Consider the following 16,768-nt stretch of genomic DNA (forward strand, 5'->3'; position numbering starts at 1 on the left):
GCACCAGTAGCCTATCACAGGCTAGCTCAGTTTCGATCCCTGTTTTTCAGAAACGCCACATTCTTTCTGAGCAGTATACTCGTTTACCTTAAGCAGATATGATTTTGTTCGTTCAAAAACCTAAAACTCTCTCGGATGACAATTGAGAGTCATCGAGAACAAATCATTCACCGGAGTCGTCGGCGCCAGAAGGGAGGATCTTCCCGGTTATCAACCAGTTATCCCCCACAGTCTGCAGTTGCGGCTCCAACAGTTGCCAGCTTTGGTTCACATCCGGGATCCCTTCTCCTGCTACGGGGGTTGGCGCGTCGGCCCCGCCCAAGATCTTGGGAGCGATGAAGGCGGCCACCTTCTGGATGGCCCCATCTTTAAGGGCTGCCCAGGCCAAGGTGCCGCCGCATTCCCAGAGGGCACTCAGACAGCCTCGCTCAAAGAGAACCTGCGCCGCTTGAGCCGGGGTTACTTGATCCAGGTGCAGCAGCTCCACCCCTTGCTTGGCCAGGGATCCCCAGAGGGGATGGGCTTCAGTGGCCTCGGTAATCACCAAAGTTGGCGCCTCCTCCGCTCGCCACAGGTGGGCCAGCGGGGGCAGATTCAGAGAGCGGCTGAGAACCACTCGCAGGGGCTGGGATCCGTGAAAATCCGGCAGGCGGCAGGTAAGGTGGGGGTTATCGTGCCAGACGGTGCCGGAGCCCACGATGACTGCATCGTGCCAGGCCCGCTGGCGGTGAACCCACTCTCGCGCCAGCGGATTGCTGATCCAGCGGCTGTGGCCGGTGGCGGCGGCGCTCTTGCCGTCTAGGGTCATGGCGTATTTGAGCAGGCCAAAACACCGTTTCTGCACAATGGCGAAGGCAAAGCCTTCGTTGAGCTCCTGACATTCCTGCTCCAGCACCCCCACCGTCACCTCAACCCCTGCCTCCTGCAGGCGGCGGATCCCTTTGCCGGCCACCAGGGGATTGGGATCCTGCATTCCCACCACCACCCTCCGGATCCCGGCAGCCAGGATGGCCTCGGTACAGGGAGGGGTGCGCCCGTAGTGGTTGCAGGGCTCGAGGTTGACGTAGAGGGTAGCGCCCTTGGCCAGGGATCCCGCCTGCTGCAGAGCCAAGACCTCAGCGTGGGGCTGGCCGGCTCCCAGATGAACACCTTCCCCCACCACCTGATCCCCCCGGACAATAACGCAGGCTACCCGCGGGTTAGGGGAGGGGCGCTGTGGTGTCGAGCGGGCCAAGGAGAGGCAGCGTTCCATCCACTGCCGGTCGGCGTCCAGGTTCATGGGAGGCGCTTTCGGGGAGCACTTTAGCAGGCGGTGTTTTGGATCCTAGCTGCTTCTTGGCAGGGAGCCGGCTGCGGCGCGGCTTTGGTAAGCTGGTTACGGCCTTGGCAGAAGGGATCCCATGGACAGCCTTCAACTTTGGCAGCGCTACTGCGATTGGCTCTACTACCATCCCGAGCTGGAAATTTTTGTGGATATCAGCCGCATCCGTTTTACCCCTGCCCAAGTGGAGGCCCTGCGGCCTCTCTTTGCCCGGGCTTTTGCTGAAATGCAGGCCTTAGAAGCCGGGGCCATTGCCAACCCGGACGAAGGTCGCCAGGTGGGCCACTATTGGCTGCGGGCGCCGGAGCTGGCTCCCACTGCCGAAATCCGGCAGGCAATTCAAGACTGCGTTGAACAGGTGGAGAGCTTTGCCAAGAAGATCCACTGCGGCACGATCCCAGCCAGTGGGGGAGGGCGTTTCACCGAGCTGCTCTGGATTGGCATTGGCGGCTCGGCTCTGGGGCCACAATTTGTGGCGGAGGCCCTGGCTCCGCTGCAGCCGCCCTTGAACATTCACTTCATCGACAACACGGATCCGGACGGGTTTGACCGGGTGCTGGGACGGCTGGCCGGCAAACTGGGACAAACCCTGGTGGTTGTCACCTCCAAATCCGGCAACACGCCCGAGCCGCGCAACGCCTTGGTGGAAGTGGAGCTGGCTTACCGGAAGGCAGGGATCCCCTTTTCTGCCCATGCAGTGGCCATCACCGGCCCCGGCAGCCAATTGGAGCAGCAGGCGCGGCAGGAGGGGTGGCTAGCCGTTTTTCCCATCTTCGACTGGGTGGGGGGGCGCACCTCGGAAACTTCCGCGGTGGGCCTGCTGCCGGCAGCGTTGCAGGGGATCGACATCCGGGCTTTGCTGGCCGGAGCTGCCACCATGGACAAAGCCACCCGCGTACCCCACCTAGAGCGTAATCCTGCCGCCCTCTTGGCCATGGCCTGGTACATCGTCGGCGAGGGGCGAGGGCGCAAGGATATGGTGGTTTTACCCTACAAAGACCGCCTGGCGCTGTTTAGCCGCTACCTGCAGCAGTTGGTGATGGAATCTCTAGGCAAGTCCCACGACCTGCAGGGCAACCGCGTGGAGCAGGGCCTAACCGTCTACGGCAACAAGGGCACCACCGATCAGCACGCCTACGTGCAGCAGTTGCGGGACGGCCTCAACAACTTCTTCGTCACCTTCATCGAGGTGCTCCAGGATCGCGAGCCGGGGATCCCTTCCCCCTTCGTAGAGCCCGAGGTAACCAGCGGCGACTATCTGGATGGCCTGCTGCAGGGCACCCGCCAAGCCCTCTACGAAAACGGGCGCGACTCCGTCACCATAACGCTGCCGCGGGTGGACGCCCGCTCCGTGGGGGCCCTGATTGCCCTCTACGAACGGGCAGTGGGCCTCTACGCCTCTTTAATCCAGGTCAACGCCTACCACCAGCCGGGGGTGGAAGCAGGCAAGAAAGCGGCCAGCGCCGTCCTGCAGCTCCAGCGCCAGGTGCTGGAGGTGATGCGAGAGCAAAAGGGATCCCTGACCTTGCCCCAGTTGGCGGAAAAACTGAGCTGCCCAGAGCGCATCGAGACCCTGTACTGGATTGTGCGGCATCTGCAAGCCAATGGCCGCAGTCTAGTGCTTGTGGGGGATCCTGGCCGACCCTTGGAGCTAAGCATCCAGCCGCGCCCGGCCTGAGAGTATAGAAGAGGCAACCTGAAGAGAGGTTTGACCAATCTGTACCTTACCTTAAACCCCTCCTGTGCAGCCGGCCTGTCTGCCTAGAATCGAGCAAGAGGCTACTCCAGGAGGAGACTATGGACCAACCTGCCGCCGTCCTGCCTTTACAAACCCCAAAAGATGTCTCCATCGAGGACATTGAGCAGGAGCTGAACAAGATCTGGTCCTCCAAGGGAGAGAGCGTTGCCGCCCGGGCTGCCACCTTTACCCTGGTGGTGTATGAGTCGCTAGACGATGCCCTGCTGCTGCCTTCCCCCACCGTCGAAGCCATTGCCACCCAGAACCCCTGCCGCGTCATCGACCTAAGGGCCAAACGGGAGGGAGCCACAGACGACGCCATCGAGGCCCAGGTGGCGGCCTATTGCCCGGTGACCCGCGAGCAGCGCAGCTCGCTGGTGTGTTGTGAGTACATCACCCTGAAAGCGCCGGAATCGGCTTTTGTGCGCGCTTGCAGCACTGTCGCCTCGCTGTTGATCCCCAACCTGCCCACGTTCCTGTGGTGGCAAGGGAACTTAGACTTGAATAGCTTGTTGTTTCAAAAGCTGGTAGCCCTGAGCAACCGCGTCATCGTCGACTCGCGGGGCTTTGTCAACTCAGAAGAAGACCTGCAGGAAATTCATCTCCTCATCAGCGAGGGGCACCACTGCGGGGATCTCAACTGGCGACGGCTGCTGCCCTGGCAGGAACTCACCGCCCAAGCCTTCGACCCCCCAGATCGGCGAGAGTCTCTGTCCTGGATAGATCAAGTAACCATTGACTACAGAGCTGGCAACCCCTGCCAGGCCCTCCTTTTCTTGGGCTGGCTGGCCAGCCGGCTGGGGTGGACGCCCACCGAGCGGGCCCAGACTTGGGAACACGACTACGAGATCGACCGCATCCGCTTCCAAACCCAAGCGGGAGGCGAGGTGAGGGCAGAATTGGCTGCCGTGCCCCTGGTCTCGGAGATGAGCCAGGCGGGAGATCTCATCGGCTTGCGCCTCACCTCCAGCAACCAGGAAGCCGACGCCTGCACCGTGCTCTGTTCAGAAACCACAGGGTGCATGCGCATGGAAGCCAGGGGAGGTGCCCAGAGGTGCGTGGTTCGCCAGGTGGCTCCCCTGGAGCAGGAGTCCTTGGAAACGCTGCTAGCTGCCGAGTTGCAGCGGCCTGGCCCCGACTATCTTTACGAAGAGACCTTAGAGGTGGTGGCCCAGATCCTCAAATTAAAGAAAAGCGGAGCGCTGGGGTAGAATCTCGATTTCGTTGTTGGCAATCTTGGGGAGACGGATACTGTCTCGCGTTCAAATGCAGGGAAGCGAAGACCCCAACCCAGCGCTTGACAGACGAGAACCTAGGCTTCTCGGGATATCCCGACAAATCGGCCCAAGAAAGCTAGCCAGATCCGCCTATCCACTGTCGAAGCCAGCTCAGCGCAGCCCCAGGACGGAGGCCAGCACGCTGTGACCTACCAGGGCTTCCACCGCAATGCTCATGGCAAACCCCAGCATGGCCAATCGCCCGTTCCAGCGCTCGGCCTTTTCCGTCCACCCAATTTCCCACTCGGGCGGAGCCTCGCCCTCTTGCCCATACTGAGGCACGTATCGCGGACGAGCAGCACCCTCCCAGCCCGCAGGACGCTTGGAGTTGAAGAAAGCCATCGAACCGAGGGCAACAGCAGCCACCAGCCCGCTCACCATAACGGCAATGTAAGGAAAGAAAGGGTTGTCGAGGATCATCGGCCTGTTGGGTTCAGTGAAACAGTCAATAGCCTGGGTAGCGAGCCGATCGGGCAGCCCCCAGACAAAACGCCCGACCTGATGCTTGCGTAAAACTCAGATGTTCTCAACTATCGCAGTCCCAGCCACTGAGCGAGAGTGGTGGCAAAAACACTGTGACCCACCAGCGCCTCTGTGGCAACGCTGATCACCAAACCCACCATAGCCAGGCGGCCATTCCAACGCTCCGCCTGCTCCGTCCAGCCCGGGATCCAGTCGTTGGTGGTGTCGTAGTATTGGGCCACAGAAGCGGAGTCCAGGCGAGAAGGGATCCTAGGAGAGGATTGCATAGGTAATGCCTCATAACTGTACGTAAACAAACTTAACATAAAATTACAGTTCTTGACAACTTTTCCGACTGGCGAGGGGAGGTAGGGATCCCTGGCGAGAGGGAAGGAGTTTGCCGAGGGGTGCCCAGAGCGATGCCATACTGAGGGAGGTAGGCTTCTGCGCAGACTATGGCGGTATCCTCTCTTTCTTCCCCCAAGCTGGACCAGGCTTTTGACGCTGCTGCCGACTTAGCTGCCCAGGTGCGGTCGGATTTTCCAATTTTGCAGCGCCAAGTCAACGGCCAGCCGCTCATCTATTTTGACAATGCGGCCACTTCCCAGAAGCCGCTGGCGGTTTTGCAGGCAATGGATTTCTACTATCGGCACAGCAACGCCAACGTGCACCGGGGAGTGCATACCTTGGGCAACGAAGCCACGGAGGCCTACGAGGGGGCGCGGGAGAAGATTGCCCGCTTTATCAACGCGCCTTCCCCGCAAGAGATCATCTACACCCGCAACGCCAGCGAGGCCATTAACCTGGTGGCCTACAGTTGGGGCATGAGCACCCTAGAGCGGGGGGATGAGATTATTCTGTCGGTGATGGAGCACCACAGCAATTTGATCCCGTGGCAATTCGTGGCTCAGAAGACGGGGGCCTGCCTCAAGTTTATCCAGATCACGCCCGAGGGCGAGCTGGATTTGGAGCACTACCGCTCTTTGCTGGGCGACCGCACCCGCCTAGTGGCTGTAACTCACGTCTCCAACATGCTGGGATCCATCAACCCTGTCCGGGAGGTGGTTGAGTTAGCCCATCGCTGTGGGGCCAAGGTGTTGCTGGATGCCTGTCAGAGCGTGCCCCACATGCCGGTGGATGTGCAGGCCCTAGACTGCGATTGGCTGGCCTTTTCTGGGCACAAGATGGGCGGCCCCACGGGGATCGGGGTGCTCTACGGCAAGCGGGAGCTGCTGCGGGCCATGCCGCCCTTTTTGGGCGGGGGCGAGATGATTGCCGAGGTGTACTGGGATCACGCCACCTACGCCGATATCCCCCACAAGTTTGAGGCGGGCACGCCGGCCATTGCCCAAGCGGTGGGTCTGGGGGCAGCCGTCGATTACCTAAGCCAGATCGGTCTGGAGCGCGTGCATGCCCATGAGCAAAAGTTAACCGCTCGCCTCCTAGAAGGGCTTCAGCGCATTCCAGGCATTACAATCTATGGCCCCAAGGACCCGACGCGCCGGGCAGGACTGGTCAGCTTTTCGGCGGAGGGCATCCACCCCCACGACCTGTCCACCCTGCTGGATGAGCAGGGGATCGCCATCCGGGCTGGCCACCACTGCACCCAGCCGCTGCACCGCCACTTGCAGGTGCAGTCAACAGCGCGGGCCAGCGTTTACCTCTACAACACCCTGGCCGAGGTGGATCGCTTCCTCGAGGTGCTGGCAGAGGCAGTGGCGTTTTTCAGGGAGGCCTTGGGCTAGATGCTCTACCGCCGCTTCGGACGCACCCAGCAGCTTATGTCGGCTTTTTCCCTGGGCAGCATGCGGCTGGTCAACGTGCCGCCGGAGCAGGCCCAGGCCACGGTGGCAGCGGCGCTGGAGGCAGGGATCAACCACCTGGAAACGGCCCAGGCCTACGGCCATGCAGAGGTGCTCTTGGGGGAGATCCTGCGTAAGCTAGCAGTGCCGCGGCAGCGCCTGATCCTGACCACCAAGCTTACGCCCGGCGAGAGGCTGCGGGAACGACTGGAGGGATCCCTGCGGCGGCTGCAGGTGGAGTATCTGGATCAGTTTGCCTTCCATGGCATCAACCTGCCCGAACACCTGGAGTGGGTACTGCGGGAAGGGTTGCCGCTGCTGCGGCAGGCGCAGCAGGAGGGCTTGGTGCGCTACATCGGCTTTTCCACTCATGGATCCCTGGAGCTAATCCTGCAGGCCATCCAGAGGGGCCAGTTTGACTTTGTGAATTTGCACTACCACTTTTTCCAGCAGCGCAATGCCGCGGCCCTGGAGGCGGCAGCCCAGCAGGATATGGGGGTGTTCATCATCTCCCCTGCCGACAAAGGGGGGATGCTCTATCGCCCGCCCCAGCGTCTCCGGGAGAGCTGTGCGCCCTTTAGCCCCCTGGAGTTTGCCTATCGATTTTTGCTGGCGGATCCCCGCATCCACACCCTCAGCCTGGGCATTACCCATCCCGACGAGCTGCAGACGGCCCTGGCGGCCCTGCAGGATCCCGAGCGCTGGTGGACGGAGGGCCTGCAGGTACAGGAGCGGCTGCATCAAGCGGAGCAGGAACGCCTGGGCTCCAGCCGCTGTGCCCAGTGCTACGCCTGCCTGCCCTGTCCCGAAGGGATCCACATCCCAGAGGTGCTGCGGCTGCGCAACTTGGCTCTTGCCCACGAGATGACCGAGTTTGCCCAATATCGCTACAACATGTTCGGCCAGGCAGGGCACTGGTTCCCAGGGGTGCCTGCCGACCGCTGCAGCGAGTGCGGCGACTGCCTGCCCCGTTGTCCGCAGCACCTGCCGATCCCGGAGTTGTTGGCCGAAACCCACCGCCTTTTGCACCGCTCTCCCATCCGGCGGCTGTGGGAGTAAGGGCCCCTTCTCCCAGGGGGTGAGGGGGGTGAAAATCCTGGCCAGGAGAGCCAGCTAGGGGGAAGCCTCTTGTTGCTCCGGAGTTCAAGGCTCTAGCGCCGCTTGCTGCGCAGGGTTTTGGCACGGTTGTGTACCTGTCTAACAAACAGAGGCAGGAGCTGTTCCTGAATGTAGGCAAAGGCTGCCGGGAGGCCTTCTCTTTCGTAGATAAGGCCGATTTCTGCCTCCACCTGGGTGGGATCCCGCAGAGCCGACAAAAATTGGTTGGAGGTGAGCCAGGTGAAGAGTTCCGCGCGGCTAAGATCGCAGCCGGGAGGGGAAGGCACCTGCCAGTCGGGTGGCGGGCCGAGCAGCCACTGGCGGGCAAAGAGGCTCAGCACCGCATCTCCTAGCCACGCCTTGTCCCGTCGGGATCCCTCGTCCAACTGGGCCACCTGCTGTCTGACGGTCGAAGCAAACTGGGATCCGGGCACCATGGGCAGCACTTAGAAGGAGCAGCAAGGGTAGCAGAGCTTCCCTGCCTCATTCTACTAAGATGGGGTCTGGCCCACCCTCAGCGGGTAAAGGGGCGGAGTTGGCTGTTTTGAGGATCTCAGTGCATGTTGTTGGAGCTTACCCCAGAAGAGTGCGAGGCGGTGATCCCGCTGGTGCCGACGCGGCTCCAGTACGCAGCTTACTGGAGCGATGCCCTCAAGAGCGTAGGCCGGATCATTACAGCTATTTTGGTGGGCGTAGCGCTGCTGGTGCTGTCTCGCGCTTTTGGCGAGGGATCCTTCTTGGGGGCAGTCTCCTTTCTGGCGGGGTTTCTCTCGTTGCTCTACCCTTTCCTCTGGGGGCCCCTCTACACCATCTCCCGCCGGCAGCTAGCCTTTCGCGAGATCCCTTACGGAGGGCTCTTTTTTGGCCAGGTGTTGAGCACCCGCCGCTACGAGGTGGTGGTGGAAGAGCGGGAAAAGGTGGATGAAGAGGGGCAACTCTATATTGAAGAAGTGCGCGAGCGCCAGTTTGAGATGGAAATTGGCGATGAAACAGGAGTTCTCTACCGAGTGCGGGCCAGGGACGATCCCCGCTACCGGCGAATTGTTAAAAAGCAATCGGTGCTGGCGCTGGTGAAGGCCTATTCCCGCGATCTGCGGCGCCGACCGACCTTGAGCGAAGTCTACGTGGTCAAGCTAGGGGAGTGGGTGGGAGATGTTTCCTATCTGGATCGGGAGGCGTTTTTGGAGTTGGCCGACGAGCTGCTGGCGCTCGAGCTAGGACCGGAGGCGAAGGCATAGAAACCTTATGTCAGAGGCTGGAATCACCCGCGCAGCTTGGATCGTGGCGGCCTTGGTGGTGTCGGCAGCCCTGGGGCCGCGGTTGGCTCTGCCTTTGGCTGGGATGGTGGGCTTGGTGATTGTCGAGCAGGTGGCCTTTGGGGGGCGGCTCTCGGGGTTGCTGGGCGCGCTGCTGGATTGGGCTTCTCCAGCCTATCGGCGGCGGGTCATCTGCCACGAGGCAGGACACATTGTGGTGGCCCACCTGCTAGGGATCCCCTTGCGCGGCTACGTGCTGGGCCCCTGGCAGGCTTTCCGACACGGGATCCCCGGCTACGGGGGAGTGCAGCTGGATCAAGCCCCCATGCGCACCTGGGAAGCCCAGGGGGGCATCCCCTGGGCAGATCTAGAGCGCTACAGCCTGTTTTGGATGGCAGGGGCTGCCGCGGAGTCTCTCCAATATGGCCAAGTGGTGGGAGATGAGGAGGATAGACAACAGTTGGCCAAGCTGCTGGCAGGGATCTCAGCAGCCCAGCCCTTGACCTCTGCGGCTCAAATGAGGGCCTACATCAACCGCTTTCTGCGCCAGAGCCGGGCCTTGTTGCAAGCCCACCCCGAAGCCTATGCCGTTGCCGTCCGGCACCTAGAGCAGGGATCCCCCCTCCAAGACTGCCTAGCTGCCCTTGCGGCCAGCTTGGAGGAGCGGTGTCAACAACCTGATACATTTACGCTGAACACTGCTGAGCATTACTGCTCAGCGGTGAAGCGATAGCATTCTGTCCGTTTCCGTTGTCACTACGCGATGCTGACGCGACCGCGCTACTCGGACGGAGTCCAAACAGAAAGGCGGTATCCCGCAAAGCCCTGAGCATAACACCCAGAGCGCCTTGCCAATCTCGTGGTAGCCTATGGTTGCACTTTGGGCATCTAAACACCTTTGCGCCACCCAACTTAGTGTGGATGTGCCCGCACTTGGTACAGGTTTTGCTGGTGTACGCTTCCGATACTTCCACGACAACCACGTTTTTCTTCTTGGCTTGAAACTTCAGGAACTGCTTGAACCGATAGTGCGCCCAGGTGAGCATCGCCCTTGCTGTCTTGCTACCAAACTTCCTCCCTGCCTTGGCAACCATCTTGGCTGACTCGAAAGTGGGGAGGAATATCAATCGGTAGTTATCCGTTAGGAACGCCGCTACCTTGCGATGGCACTCGTCCACCAAGTTCCTGATTCTCTCCCGCAGACGAAACGCCGCTTGCCGCATTCGCCTACGCTTGGGTCGCGGTGCTTTACTCAGCCTAGATTGCAGATCGTCTAGGTGGTAGCACAGCCGAACGATCCTGCCAAAGTCTCCCTTGGCGATATCTACAAAGCCCGCCCCATCAAACCCTGTAAGGAAGCTTCTTACTCCAGGGTCAAGTGCGATCACCCCCTTTGCTAACGAACACTGCTCGTTCACGGGCTCAGGAAAGATGGCATACCATCTGTCTTTCACCCGCATTAGCTCAGTTCCGCGTGCCCATTCTCTGGGCATCTCCTCGGATGCACGGAACGCCAAACCTCGGGTGAGTTTCGGATACCACGTCCCATTGCGAAAGTTGCCGGCGTTGAATTGCAGCGTATGCGACCTGTCTCGCACACTGCGAAACCTCGCGTCTTTGCTTCGGCGAAACGCCAACCACGCCTCGACGACCGCGTTCTGCTTGATGTGGCAAGGGGCGTCCTTCACCCACCCAGGCAGGTCGGAGCGCAGGATGATGTCCCGCAGCTTTCTGGCCGTTCTTGGAGCACCATGCTGACGCTGATAGGCAATCGCTTGGTTGTAGCAGTACCGGCACGCCGCTTGCCACCGCTTCCAGACCTTAGCCAGCGCCGGCTCCGGATAAATCCGTATCTTTCTCGATTGCAGCCCGATATTTCCTGAGTCCGTAGAGCCGACTGCTGAAGCAGTGCAGGATGGTGAGGATATCCTCAACCAGTTCCTGTTGGGGAGAAAGGTGATCGTCATCGAGAACCAAGATTTCGCACCCGTATTGACGGCAGTACCACTCAACGAACTCAAATCCAAACCGGCAGAGTCGATCCCGGTGAGCGACCACAATCGTTCCGACATCTCCCGCACGAACTCGTTCCAATAAGGCAAGGAACTTTGGTCTTTTGAAGTCGAGACCGCCGCCAACCTCTCCGACCACTTCGGCTCCAGGATAGAGGTTAACCAGTCTTGCAATCTGTCTCTCCAAGTCTGGTTTCTGCCCTCGACTGCTGACTCGGGCGTACAAAACGACTCGTTTGGCTTTCTTTGGCGTTCTGATGTAGCTGTCGAGGTCATACCTTCTTGCCCTACCAGATGGAGTACGTATTGCTTTGATCCAGCCTTTCTGTTCCCATCGCCTCAAGGTGTGGAGACACACCCCAAAATAATCCGCCGCTTCTCTCGGTTTTACATACCTAGCCATACCAAGCAGCCATACTGAACATATTGTACATTATTTTCAGTATAGTCCAGCATATCATTGACTAGAGTCATGCTCCCTCGCCCTCTTCTGAAACCTCTTGCTGATACACTGTGACATACGAAAAAAGCTCGGGATCCCCCAGGCTCGGGATCCCAGCGGTTGACTACATCGTTGTGTCGCTTAGGGAGGATCCATCTTGCGCCCCATCCTCATTGCCGGCAACTGGAAAATGCACAAGACTCAGGCTGAGGCTCGCCAGTTTCTGCGCGAGTTTCGTCCAGCCCTGCAAGCCTCGTCTGCAGGGGTGAGGCCGCAGCGGCAGATCATTCTCTGCGTGCCCTTCACAGACCTGGCCGTGGTGGTAGAAGAAACGCGGGGATCCGGCATGGCTGTGGGAGCCCAGAACCTGCACTGGGAGGATCAAGGGGCGTTTACGGGAGAGATCTCCGGCCCCATGCTGGCAGAGCTGGGGGTGCGCTACGTTATCGTCGGCCACAGCGAACGGCGGCAGTACTTTGGCGAAACCGATGAAACCGTCAACCGGCGCTTGGCCGCGGCCCAGCGGCACGGGCTCACCCCCATCCTCTGTGTGGGGGAAAGCTTGCAACAGCGGGAGCAAGGCCTGACCGAGTCTTGGATTGTGGGACAGTTGGATCGCGCCTTGCCGGGGATCGATCTGCGCAACCTCGTGATTGCCTACGAGCCAATCTGGGCCATTGGCACGGGGAAAACCTGTGCAGCCGCCGAGGCCAACCGCGTCATCGGCCTTATCCGCCAGCATCTGGGCGCCGACCACCTGCCCATCCTCTACGGTGGCTCGGTCAAAGCCAGCAACATCGACGAGCTGATGGCCCAGCCGCAGATTGACGGTGTACTGGTGGGAGGGGCCAGCCTCGATCCCCAAGAGTTTGCCCGCATTGTCAACTTCCAGGCCCTGACTCCTGCCGCAGCAGCGGCTCCCTAGGTTCCTCAGCGAGATTGCCCCCACAGTAGAGCCACGGGAAAAGACTTGAGGATGGCGCCCACCGACAAGGTGTCGCCGGCAGGGATCCCTTCTTGGGTGAGGCCATTGACCCACTCCAGCCGCTTCCAGCGCGGCAGCTGAATTTCTGTGTCTTTCCAAACAGCGTCCCCCAAGGGATCCTGCGTCTGGTAAATTAGGGAGGTTAGGAAGCGGGGCGCCACCACCAGGACGACTTGTTTGTCGTGCTGACGGGCAAAAGCAATGACATGGTTGGCATAGGAGCCGCTCACCTGCAGGGGAATATAACTGCCTTCCAGAAATAGCTGCGGCTGTTCCTGACGGGCCTTTAGCACCTGATGGATGAGAAACAGCTTAATGCGGCCGTCGTGGCGGTGAAGCAGAAGATCTTGGATAAGTTGCAGGGGATCCTGCTTGATTCGCCGTTGAATTTCTTCGAGGTAAGCCAGGCGGCGGGAAAAGTCCACAGGCCGACGATTGTCGGGATCGACCATGCTGAGATCCCACAGCTCCGTGCCCTGGTAGATATCCGGGATCCCAGGGCTGGTGAGCTTCAGCAGAGTTTGAGAGAGAGAGTTAAAGATGCCAAAGTGGGCAATTTTGCGCTGAAAGGGCAGGAAAGACTCCAAGAAGGGGCTTGAGGGCCGCAGGATCTGATCGATGAAAGCAAGGGTAGCTTCTTCGTATTCGGTATCGGGGCGAAGCCAAGCAGTATGAACCTTAGCTTCCCGAACTGCTTTAATGGCGTAGTCTTTAACTCGCTGGATAAAGGTAGGAACTTCCTCTGGTTGAAAAGGATAGGAGCCGATCAAAGTCTGATAAAGAAAATACTCGTCGTTGCGATCGGGCAGCTCCGAACGCTTCGCTTGCTTGCTGCGAACTTTGTAGCCAAGATTCAACTCATGCCAGAGTTTAATGTGCTTCTCCCATTCAGCGGGGAGTTCCGAGAGCACATTCAGGCGGGCCCGCACATCCTCGCCGCGTTTGGTGTCATGGGTGGAGGAAGCATTCATTGAGAAGGGCCACTGGGCTGCTCGTTCTTGGTTAAAGCGATGGAACTCTTGGACAGAAATGCCAAAACGATATAGATCCCCACCTACTTCGTTCAGGGATAGCAGCCTGTTGTAAACGTAGAAGGCCGTATCCTCTACCCCTTTGGCCATGAGAGGGCCAGCCAACTGTTGCAGCCGCATGGCAAAGTAGATTTGCTCGTTTTTCTCTTCCTCTGAGACGTTTTCGGGGAACTCAAGGCAGAGAAAGCGCTGCAGGAAATTCAGCTCGTTAACCAAAATGGGCAGGTTCTCCTTAGCTTTCTCTACAGCTTGGCGGACGGCCTGTTGACCTTCTGAGCTGAGGATCCCTTCGTGGATGTAGACTCGGTAAACTGGGAAACACACCAAAACCTCTGCCAAGGCTCGGCGCAAGCTGTAGAGGGTGAAGTCATTGGCATAGCGGTGATGGCTGGTAATCTGCTTGAGCAAAAAAGCAAGGTTGTCCATGTCCCCTGCCAGGTTGCGCTCGATAATCAGCCGTTTTTTATCTTCGATAACCTGTTCTGGTGACTGTTGCAGGTTGGTGAAATCTTGATAAAGAGCACTGAAGGCTTCTGCATTCTCTGATTGGCAAAAGATGCCATTAAGCTTAGCTAAAAAGTCGTAACCCGTTGTGCCTTGAACTGGCCATTGCTGAGGTAGCTTCTCATTAGCTTCTAGTATTTTTTCTACCACAATGTAGAGATCTGGACAGCGTTCTCGCAGACGGTGGAGATACTCCTCTGGGTTAAATAGGCCATCGATGTGGTCGATGCGTAAACCTGTGAAGCGCCCCTGTTCTGCGAGCTTGAGAATGAGCTGATGCGTTTTGCGAAATACTTCGCGATCTTCCATCCGCAGCGAGATCAGATCGTTGATGGTAAAAAAACGACGATAATTAATCTCCTCAGCACCCACCTTCCAAAAGGAGAGGCGAAAGTTTTGCCGTGCCAAAAGGCTGTCCAACAAGTCAAAGCTGGAGGGATCCCCGGGCTTGCCGTTGAAGATGGCGATGTTCTCGTCAAAGAAGCTTTGAATATGCGGGCTAGAGGTGTAGAGCTCCCAGAGGGAGTGCTTGGCAAAGCTAATTTGATCCGTGCGCTCTAGGAGATCCTCTTTGCTAGGAATAAACTTGAGGCTGAAGAGGATCCCGAGTAGTTTGACATAGTCGGGGTGGCTGCGCCCTAGTTTCCGCCGCAACTTGCCCAGGTTATAGGTAAAAACATCGGCATAGGTGTCAATATTGAGAGGAAATCTTAAGTTGTAGTAGTTAATGCTCAGGCCGTCGGCATCATAGCGTAGCTGAATCTGGCCTGACTCCAGGCACTTGTTGTAGAAGTCGCCCAGGAAGGGAGCAAGGATTCTGCCCTTGATCCCCAGATAGGAGTGATCCCAATTCACGTCAAAGTAGTCGATAAAGTCTGAGTTAGGCCCGCTTTCCAAAACATCCATCAGCATTTGGTTTTGGCCGTCGTAGGCCATGTGGTTGGGCACGATGTCTTGGATCCAGCCGATTCCCTGCTGGTTGAGGGTTTCCCACAAGAGTTCAAACTTTTCACTCCCCCCTAACTCCACGTTGATCTGCCTGGGATCCACGACGTCGTAGCCATGGGTGCTGCCCTTGCGGGCCTGAAAGATGGGGGAAGCATATAGATCGCTGATGCCCAGCAACTTCAGGTAGGGGACAATTTGCCGCGCTGCCTCGAAGTCAAATCCAGCGTGAAACTGAATGCGATAGGTGGAAGTCGGGATCCGCATGACGACCTCAAAACGACGACAAGGTGGCTCAGCCCATGACCAGAAGGGATGTTTCCAGGGTAGCGGCTAAGATCGGGAGGTCCCGCATAAAGATCGGCAAAACCCTAGATAGGTGTTCACGGGCACAAGAGCGCCAAAGGGCAAGCAACGATGCTAAACCAGGCGGCGGCGAGATGGGCAACGATTTTTCTCTTGAGCGGCACTTCTGGGAGCGATCTGAGCTTTGCCCAAGGGGAGTTGCGGGTGGGGGACGAACCGGTTTTCACCCTGCCCACTCCCGCTACCTCTGCCCATCTGCGTCTGGTGCAGCAACGTCTGGAGGAGATTTTGCTGCAGGCCAGCAGCTCCCAGCCCCAGGTCGGTTTGGAGATCCCTGCTCCTCCCACTCCGGATCCCTTGGTGGCTCCTCTGCCAGCCCATACTCTTCTCAATGGGCAACTGCCGTCGACAGTGACGCCGGTGGATGCAGAGGCCTACGCCACTTCTCAACCGGCGGATTTGGCGCGACGGCTACAGAAGACCCTAGACTCGGCGGAGAGCCAGCAGCGGCTCTATCGCCGATAATGGGCGGCTGGTTACCGGTGGACCGTGCATCGGGAATCATGTCGTTTATTGGCAGATCCCTTTTGGGGAGGATCCCCTGGGGTTTTCCTATCAGCCGGTGCTGCCGGATCCCCCGCCGGAGCGGCTATTTTTGTTAAACCGCCTGCCTCAGTTTGTGCCCTACGAGTTGCGACCCTAAGCGTTTTTCTACGGCCTCCTATGTCCTCTACACCATCCACGCCAACCCTTCCCCGCCAGCCCCGCATCCTGTTGGGCCTGCGGGCTGACCATTTTCGCCATCCTGTGGATCTGCAGGCAACCCGCTCTCTGCAGCAGGTGCCGGGGCTGGGCCTGCTGATTCAGAATTTGCTCGGCTCGACGGCAGGGGAGATTTTTTATCTGGATAACATCGCCTCGAGCATTCAAATCAACGAGCACCAGTTGCCGGAAATTCACCAGCTTCTGGTGCAGGCCTGTCGCATTCTAGATCTGGAAGTGCCCCAGCTCTACGTGCGCCAAAATCCCGTGCCCAACGCTTACACTTTTGCCATGCAGGGGAAAAAGCCCTTTATCGTCCTGCACAGCTCCCTGCTGGACTTGCTGGAGCCGCCGGAAATTCAAGCCGTGATCGCCCACGAGCTGGGCCACCTCAAGTGCAACCACGGCGTCTACTTGACGATGGCCAACCTTCTCATGCTTTCGACCAGTTTGCTCCCCTTCGGTGGGCTCTTCTATCAAGCGCTGCAAGATCAACTGCTGCACTGGCTGCGCTGTGCCGAGTTTACCTGCGACCGGGCGGCGCTGCTGGTTACCCAGGACGCAAGAACGGTGATCTCGGTGCTAATGAAGCTGTGCGGCGGCTCGCCGCAGTTGGCCGCCAAGCTCAATGTGGATGCTTTTCTGGAGCAGGCCCGCACCTACGAGGAGCTGGACGACGATCTCTGGCAGCTTGAGCTGAAGCAGATGCAGACCATTGGGCGCACCCACCCGCTGCCGGTGCTGCGAGCTCGGGAAATTGAGCGCTGGTTCCGCAGCAACACTTACCGGCAAATTTTGGAGCAGCACGGCTCGACTGCTGCCTGAGA

Annotated in this window: 16 protein-coding genes; 9 read left to right on the forward strand and 7 right to left on the reverse strand. The window is 59.0% G+C overall.

From position 1 onward, the window contains the following. Positions 1-163 precede the first annotated feature (163 nt). Entirely contained in the window at positions 164-1,273 is a 1,110-nt protein-coding gene (gene ribD, locus CYA_RS01820) for a bifunctional diaminohydroxyphosphoribosylaminopyrimidine deaminase/5-amino-6-(5-phosphoribosylamino)uracil reductase RibD (protein WP_148203223.1), read from the reverse strand. A gap of 127 nt (positions 1,274-1,400) precedes the next feature. Here ribD and CYA_RS01825 point away from each other — a divergent pair, with 127 nt between their 5' ends. Together CYA_RS01825 and CYA_RS01830 are read left to right on the forward strand one after the other, a co-directional pair. Beyond that, the gene (locus CYA_RS01825; RefSeq protein WP_011429295.1) at positions 1,401-2,999 is read left to right on the forward strand and encodes a glucose-6-phosphate isomerase; all 1,599 of its coding nucleotides are present in this window, start codon (positions 1,401-1,403) and stop codon (positions 2,997-2,999) included. Positions 3,000-3,118: 119 nt separating this feature from the next. Further along, positions 3,119-4,270, forward strand: a complete 1,152-nt coding sequence (locus CYA_RS01830; protein ID WP_011429296.1) for a glucose-6-phosphate dehydrogenase assembly protein OpcA — start codon at positions 3,119-3,121, stop codon at positions 4,268-4,270. Positions 4,271-4,447: 177 nt separating this feature from the next. On the opposite strand, the gene psb35 is transcribed toward CYA_RS01830, so the two are convergent. Next, the gene (psb35, locus tag CYA_RS01835) at positions 4,448-4,756 is read right to left on the reverse strand and encodes a photosystem II assembly protein Psb35 (protein WP_011429297.1); all 309 of its coding nucleotides are present in this window, start codon (positions 4,754-4,756) and stop codon (positions 4,448-4,450) included. A gap of 110 nt (positions 4,757-4,866) precedes the next feature. Beyond that, entirely contained in the window at positions 4,867-5,085 is a 219-nt protein-coding gene (locus CYA_RS01840) for a hypothetical protein (protein ID WP_011429298.1), read from the reverse strand. A 168-nt stretch (positions 5,086-5,253) separates the two neighbouring features. On the opposite strand from CYA_RS01840, the gene CYA_RS01845 reads away from it, so the two are divergent. Both CYA_RS01845 and CYA_RS01850 read left to right on the forward strand, forming a co-directional pair. Further along, positions 5,254-6,543 carry a cysteine desulfurase gene (locus tag CYA_RS01845; protein ID WP_011429299.1) on the forward strand — a complete coding sequence of 430 codons (1,290 nt, stop codon included), beginning with the start codon at positions 5,254-5,256 and terminating at the stop codon, positions 6,541-6,543. After that, a complete protein-coding gene (locus tag CYA_RS01850; RefSeq protein ID WP_011429300.1) occupies positions 6,544-7,659 on the forward strand; it encodes an aldo/keto reductase in 1,116 nt (371 codons plus the stop codon). It abuts the gene before it with no gap. 92 nt (positions 7,660-7,751) lie between these two features. On the opposite strand, the gene CYA_RS01855 is transcribed toward CYA_RS01850, so the two are convergent. Continuing rightward, complete coding sequence (locus tag CYA_RS01855) at positions 7,752-8,135, reverse strand: hypothetical protein (RefSeq protein WP_011429301.1); 384 nt, start codon at positions 8,133-8,135, stop codon at positions 7,752-7,754. A 123-nt stretch (positions 8,136-8,258) separates the two neighbouring features. Here CYA_RS01855 and CYA_RS01860 point away from each other — a divergent pair, with 123 nt between their 5' ends. Then, a complete protein-coding gene (locus CYA_RS01860) occupies positions 8,259-8,936 on the forward strand; it encodes a hypothetical protein (RefSeq protein ID WP_011429302.1) in 678 nt (225 codons plus the stop codon). Positions 8,937-8,943: 7 nt separating this feature from the next. After that, a complete protein-coding gene (locus CYA_RS01865) occupies positions 8,944-9,687 on the forward strand; it encodes a hypothetical protein (RefSeq protein ID WP_011429303.1) in 744 nt (247 codons plus the stop codon). Here CYA_RS01865 and CYA_RS01870 read toward each other — a convergent pair. Both CYA_RS01870 and CYA_RS13925 read right to left on the reverse strand, forming a co-directional pair. Next, positions 9,641-10,888, reverse strand: coding sequence for an RNA-guided endonuclease InsQ/TnpB family protein (locus CYA_RS01870; protein WP_148203174.1), 1,248 nt, complete (start codon positions 10,886-10,888; stop codon positions 9,641-9,643). The genes CYA_RS01865 and CYA_RS01870 overlap by 47 nt on opposite strands. Beyond that, complete coding sequence (locus tag CYA_RS13925; protein WP_011429305.1) at positions 10,776-11,369, reverse strand: IS607 family transposase; 594 nt, start codon at positions 11,367-11,369, stop codon at positions 10,776-10,778. The genes CYA_RS01870 and CYA_RS13925 overlap by 113 nt, the downstream gene beginning before the upstream one ends. Before the next feature lie 196 nt (positions 11,370-11,565). Here CYA_RS13925 and tpiA point away from each other — a divergent pair, with 196 nt between their 5' ends. Next, on the forward strand, positions 11,566-12,333 hold the full coding sequence (tpiA, locus tag CYA_RS01875) for a triose-phosphate isomerase (RefSeq protein WP_011429306.1): 768 nt from the start codon (positions 11,566-11,568) through the stop codon (positions 12,331-12,333). A 5-nt stretch (positions 12,334-12,338) separates the two neighbouring features. Here the strand turns inward: tpiA and treY are convergent, their stop codons facing one another. After that, the gene (treY, locus tag CYA_RS01880) at positions 12,339-15,140 is read right to left on the reverse strand and encodes a malto-oligosyltrehalose synthase (protein ID WP_011429307.1); all 2,802 of its coding nucleotides are present in this window, start codon (positions 15,138-15,140) and stop codon (positions 12,339-12,341) included. Between the two features lie 192 nt (positions 15,141-15,332). On the opposite strand from treY, the gene CYA_RS01885 reads away from it, so the two are divergent. Next, the gene (locus CYA_RS01885) at positions 15,333-15,704 is read left to right on the forward strand and encodes a hypothetical protein (protein WP_143596993.1); all 372 of its coding nucleotides are present in this window, start codon (positions 15,333-15,335) and stop codon (positions 15,702-15,704) included. A 198-nt stretch (positions 15,705-15,902) separates the two neighbouring features. Further along, complete coding sequence (locus CYA_RS01890; protein ID WP_011429309.1) at positions 15,903-16,766, forward strand: M48 family metallopeptidase; 864 nt, start codon at positions 15,903-15,905, stop codon at positions 16,764-16,766. Positions 16,767-16,768: the final 2 nt, after the last annotated feature.

Source organism: Synechococcus sp. JA-3-3Ab, from assembly GCF_000013205.1.
Classification (GTDB): Bacteria; Cyanobacteriota; Cyanobacteriia; order Thermostichales; family Thermostichaceae; genus Thermostichus.